Genomic DNA, 1,323 nt, shown 5'->3' with positions numbered 1-1,323 from the left:
AAGCCTCAAGACCTTCCAAGGTGGCGCGGCCAGAGACCAGATCGGAGCCAGATCGGTTAGTCAGACAGTCCGGTCACAGACCCTAGTGTTCTGACCGAGACAGAGGATTCCCTAGCCGGTTGGGATGTGCAATCCGGTGCTGATGAGGACCGGAGTAGAGATCCAGCTTTCACCTGAGGATCGGAGGCGACTGGAGCGGCTGGTGGCGGACCGGAACACGCCACAGAAGCATGTGTGGCGAGCCCGGATCGTGTTGCTCAGTGGTGAAGGCGTCGGCACCATGGAGATCACGCGCCGGACTGGGCAGTCGAAGCCGACCGTCTGGCGCTGGCAGGCCCGGTTCGCGGCTGAAGGGGTCGGCGGCCTGCTGCGTGACAAGACACGGCCGCCCGGCCGCAAGCCGCTGGCGGCCTCGGTGGTCCAGCAGGTGGTCACCAAGACCACGACGGAGCGGCCGTCTGATGCGACCCACTGGACGGCGCGGGCGATAGCCCGGGCGGTCGGTATCGCGGTGAGCTCGGTGCAGAAGATCTGGCAAGCGCACGGGCTGAAACCGCACCTGGTGCGCTGCTTCAAGCTGTCCAACGATCCGGCCTTTGCCGAGAAGCTGGTCGACATCGTCGGACTGTACATGGACCCGCCTGATCGGGCGTTGGTGCTGGCGGTGGATGAGAAGAGCCAGATCCAGGCGCTTGACCGCACCCAGCCGGGGCTGCCGCTGAAACGGGGTCGTGCAGGCACCATGACGCATGACTACAAGCGCCACGTACCCATCCGGCCAAGGCCGCGGGCGCTGAGCAGCAGCGCTTGGCGCGGCGAGGGTCAGGCGGCGTCGGCTGTCTTGGCGGTTCGCGCTGCCTTCCAATGCCAGGGCAGTAGCTCGTGCAGGCGGGATGCTGGGTGGTCGGCGATGCGGGCCAGCACGTCGGCGAGCCAGGCTCGCGGGTCGACGTCGTTCAGCTTGGCGGTGGCGATCAGCGAGTACATGGCGGCGGCGCGCTCGCCGCCACGGTCGCTGCCGGCGAACATCCAGGCCTTTCTGCCAAGCGCCACGCCGCGCAGCTCGCGCTCCGCCGCATTGTTCGTCAAACAGATCCTGCCGTCGGTGAGAAACCGACAGAAGGCCTCCCACCGGGTCAGCATGTAGTCCATGGCCTTGCCGACTTCGGCATGTCGGGACATGCGGGCACGCTGCTCGCGCATCCAGGTCTCGAGCTCGGCGACGAGCGGGGCGATCTGCTGCCCCCGCACGGCCAGGCGCTGCTCGGCAGGCAGGCCATTGATGGCGCGCTCGGCGGCAAAGATCGCGTCGATCCGGCGCAC

1 protein-coding gene and 1 pseudogene are annotated in these 1,323 nt (G+C 67.3%); one reads left to right on the top strand and one right to left on the bottom strand.

The genetic code is table 11. The features are described 5' to 3' along the window. Window positions 1-142 precede the first annotated feature (142 nt). A pseudogene (locus tag BLR02_RS28290) lies at window positions 143-766 on the top strand (IS630 family transposase); the annotation flags it as partial. 56 nt (window positions 767-822) lie between these two features. On the opposite strand, the gene BLR02_RS28285 reads toward BLR02_RS28290, so the two are convergent. Then, the coding region (locus tag BLR02_RS28285) for an IS66 family transposase (RefSeq protein WP_143018399.1) at window positions 823-1,323 on the bottom strand (501 nt) is incomplete at its 5' end.

This window comes from Belnapia rosea, assembly GCF_900101615.1.
GTDB lineage: Bacteria > Pseudomonadota > Alphaproteobacteria > Acetobacterales > Acetobacteraceae > Belnapia > Belnapia rosea.
The sequence above is the reverse complement of the archived record's forward strand: the minus strand, read 5'-3'. Positions and strand labels throughout refer to the sequence as shown.